At 67.1% G+C, this 3,723-nt stretch carries 4 protein-coding genes; all 4 read right to left on the reverse strand.

Annotation, left to right across the window (positions count from 1 at the left end):
- Positions 1-1,161, reverse strand: a 1,161-nt coding sequence (locus AB4Y99_RS26590; protein WP_465248680.1) for a polyphosphate kinase, incomplete at its 3' end; no start/stop codon positions are given.
- 129 nt (positions 1,162-1,290) lie between these two features.
- Positions 1,291-1,989, reverse strand: a complete 699-nt coding sequence (locus AB4Y99_RS26595) for an HdaA/DnaA family protein (RefSeq protein WP_133565580.1) — start codon at positions 1,987-1,989, stop codon at positions 1,291-1,293.
- Positions 1,990-1,996: 7 nt separating this feature from the next.
- A complete protein-coding gene (locus tag AB4Y99_RS26600; RefSeq protein WP_038368091.1) occupies positions 1,997-3,103 on the reverse strand; it encodes an AI-2E family transporter in 1,107 nt (368 codons plus the stop codon).
- 41 nt (positions 3,104-3,144) lie between these two features.
- Entirely contained in the window at positions 3,145-3,720 is a 576-nt protein-coding gene (locus AB4Y99_RS26605) for a CDP-alcohol phosphatidyltransferase family protein (RefSeq protein ID WP_441525442.1), read from the reverse strand.
- Positions 3,721-3,723 lie beyond the last annotated feature (3 nt).

Consider the following 3,723-nt stretch of genomic DNA (forward strand, 5'->3'; position numbering starts at 1 on the left):
GACCAGCAGGTCCTTCTGCCGGATCGCGGCGAAGCAGTCGCCGCCATGCTCGCGGATGCGCTCGGGGAAGCGGGCGTTATAGGGCCTGAACTTGAGGTCCGGCCGGTCGACGCTGACGAGCTGGGCAAGCTCGTTCAGGCCGATCATGCCGTTGACCTCGACGACCTCGTCGCTGTCGACCTTGAGCTCGCGCACGATCATCCGGCGCAGATGGTCGGGCATGCCGGTCGAGAGTTCGAGCCGGATGACGACGCCGAGGCGCCGCTGCTTCAGCATGGTCTCGAAGACGCGGACAAGGTCCTCCGCCTCCTCCTCGATATCGAGGTCGGAGTCGCGGATGACGCGGAAGGAGCCGGTGCCTTTGACCTCGTAGCCGGGGAAAAGCTTGGCGATGAAGAGCGAGACCGCATCCTCGAGGGTGATGAAGCGGTGCAAACCTTCGCGGGCGAGATCGGGCAGCTCGATGAAGCGGTCGATCTTGATCGGCACGCGGATCAGCGCGTCGAGCTGGCGCCCGTCGCTGAGGCGCTCCAGCGCGAGCGCGACGGTGAAACCGAGATTCGGGATGAAGGGGAAGGGATGGGCCGGGTCGATCGCCAGCGGCGTCAGCACCGGGAAGACGTAATTGAGGAAATAGTCCTCCAGCCAGATCCGGTCCTGCGAACCGATATCGGCCGGGCCGAGCAGGTGGATGCGGTTCTCGTGCAGCTCATGGCGCAGTTCGACCCAGCGCGCCTGCTGGTCGTCGGTCAGGGCCGAAACCGCATTGCCGATCTCGACGAGCTGCTCGGCCGGGGTGAGCCCGTCCTGGCTGGGGGTGACGACGCCGGCCTTGAGCTGCTCGCGCAGGCCCGAGACGCGGACCATGAAGAACTCGTCGAGGTTGTTGGCCGAGATCGAGAGGAAGCGCAGCTGCTCCAGCAGCGGATGGCTGCGGTTCGACGCCTCCTCCATGACCCGGCGGTTGAACTGCAGCCAGGAGAGCTCGCGATTCATGAAGCGCGCCGGCTGCCGGCGCAGCGGCAATGCGTCCGAATCCCCCGTCGCCCTATCCGGCATGTCGGGCATGTCGGCCGCGATCTCCGTGGTCATGCGCTTGGTCCGTACCCTTACCCTGGTCGTCGTCCTGCTCGTGCGTCTCATGGGGCGTTGTGAAGCCATCCTACCGTGACGGTTCGATGACAGGCGACATGAATCGCTGTCGGAAAAGGTTAGCAGGCATCGGCCGCCGGCCATAGATAGGAGGCTTCACGGGGCGCCTGGCAGCCCCCGCGATCGTCAGCACGCCGCTCAGCCCGGCTCCTGCGGGAACAGCTCGGCCAGCACCTCCTGCACCAGCGGGCGCGTCACGCGCCGGCCGCGCTCCAGCGCCACCCGGTCGAGCCGGTCCACGACCTGCCGCGCGGCGGCGAAGGAGCGCTCCATCCTGAGCGCCAGCGTATCGATGACCGCGGTGTCGACCACGAGCTGGCGATCGATGAAGAGCTTGACCAGCACGGCGCGGAGCAAACCGTCATCCGGCGGTTCGATGGTGGCGCTCGGTGCCAGCCGCAGGCGCGAGAGCAGGTCCGGCACGCGCAGGCCCCAGAGATCGGGCGGCGTGCGCGCCGTCAGCAGCAGATGGCCGCCGCGCGCCTTGATCGCGTTCATCAGATGGAACAGCGCCGGCTCGTCGAAGGGGGCGGCATCGCAATCCTCGATCACGAGCGCGCCGCCCGAGACCAGATGCGGCACCTTCTCGTCAGCCAGATCACGCGCGGGAATTGTCCAGGCATGGGCCATGCGGGCCCAGATCGCGGCGAGATGGGTCTTGCCCGCGCCTTCCGGTCCCGTCAGGCGCAGCCAGGCATCCGGCCAGCGCGGCCAGCTTTCGACCAGCCCGTAGGCCGCCTCGTTCGAGGGGCCGACGAGGAAATCCTCGATGCCGTGGCGGCTGTCGACCGGCAGGTCGAAGGCGAGCTGRCGCGGGCGCGAAGGCGCGTCGGACATGGGCGGCTCAGCGCTCGATCTCGATCGTCACATCGGCCTTCGCCGGGTTCGGATGAATGCCGCGATAGAGATTGCTGGCGAGATACTGCCGGAGGGCGAAGCGGCAGAGCACGCCGATCACCGCCGCCAGCGGCACCGCCAGCAGCAGGCCGACGAAGCCGAAGAGCGAACCGAAGGCGAGCAGCGCGAACATCAGCCAGACCGGATGGACGCCGATCGAATCGCCGACGAATTTCGGCTGGAAGATGTTGCCCTCGAGGAACTGCCCGACCAGGAAGACGCCGAGCGTCGCCAGCGGCCAGGTCCAGTCCGGCCAGAACTGCACCGTCGCGACGCCGACCGAGAGCACGAGCCCGGTCAGCGAGCCGACATAGGGAATGAAGGAGAGGAAACCCGAGATGATGCCGATCAACGCGCCGAAATTGACGCCGACCACGCTCAGCCCGATGGCGTAGAAAGCGCCCAGCAGCAGGCAGACCAGCGCCTGCCCGCGCAAGAATCCGGCGATGGCGGTGTCCATCTCGCGGACCAGCCCGCGGATGGTCTTGCGATGGTCGCGCGGCAGCCAGCTATCGACGGTCGCGACCATGCGATCCCAGTCGACCAGCAGATAGAAGGCGATGACCGGCGTCAGCACCAGCAGGGAAAACACGCCGACGATGGCGGTGCCGCCGCTCCAGAGCGATTGCAGCAGGCCGCCGACCCATTTCGTCGCCTGGCCGACGAGGTCGCCCAGCGAGCTTTGCGCCTGCTTGGCAAGATCGCCGCCGCCGAAGCGCTCGAGCCAGGGTGCGCCCTTTTCGAGCACGAGCGACTGCAGTTTCGCCGCATCCCCGGGCAGCCGTGCCACCAACCCGGCGAGCTGCTGGCCGAGCAGCGGCGCGAGCAGAATCAGCACCAGCGCGAAGATCAGGATGAAGACGACGAGGATGACGATGGTCGCGGCAAGACGGCTCATCCCGAGGCGCTCCAGCCGGTCGGCCAGCGGATCGAGCAGATAGGCAAGCGCCAGCGCCGCGATGAAGGGCAGCAGGATGTCCCTGAGCAGCACCAGGAACAGCACGAAGACGAAGAGGGAACCCAGCCAAAAGCCGATCTGGCGCTGTAAGGTCATCCATCAGCCTCTTCGCGTCTTCGGCAGGAAGACGAGCAACTCTATACGTGGTCCGGCGGTTCCCGGCCAGCGCGGGCGGTCTCGGCCGATCCCGCCATATGCCGCAGCCAGAAGGCGAGATAGGCCGCCATCGAGGCCAGCGTCAACAAGGCGACAACCAGCTCGCCGACCGTGCCGGCGGGACCGGGATCGATGCCGAAGGCGCGCGAGCCGAGCGCCAGCGCGGCAAAGGCGATCTGCGCGGCGGTGTTGAGCTTGCTGACGATAAAGGGGGCGATCGTGACCGGCCGGTCGAGCAGCCAGGAGAGCAGCACCGCGGCCACGATCATGATGTCGCGCGCCACAACCAGGACGACGAGCCAGAACGGAATCGCGCCGACCASCGCRAGCGTGATGTAGATCGAGACGATCAGCGCCTTGTCGGCGATGGGATCGAGATAGGCGCCGAGCTCGCTCGCCATGCCGCAGCGCTTGGCGAGGAAGCCGTCGACGGCATCGGATACGCCGGCGACGACGAAGATGACGAAAGCGGCGTCCCAGCGCGCATTGACGATCATCACGATGACGAGCGGCACCAGGAAGAGCCGGCCGAGCGTGATCAGATTCGGGATCGTCATGTG

Source organism: Allobosea sp. TAB14 (assembly GCF_052113865.1).
Taxonomy (GTDB): domain Bacteria; phylum Pseudomonadota; class Alphaproteobacteria; order Rhizobiales; family Beijerinckiaceae; genus Allobosea; species Allobosea spartocytisi.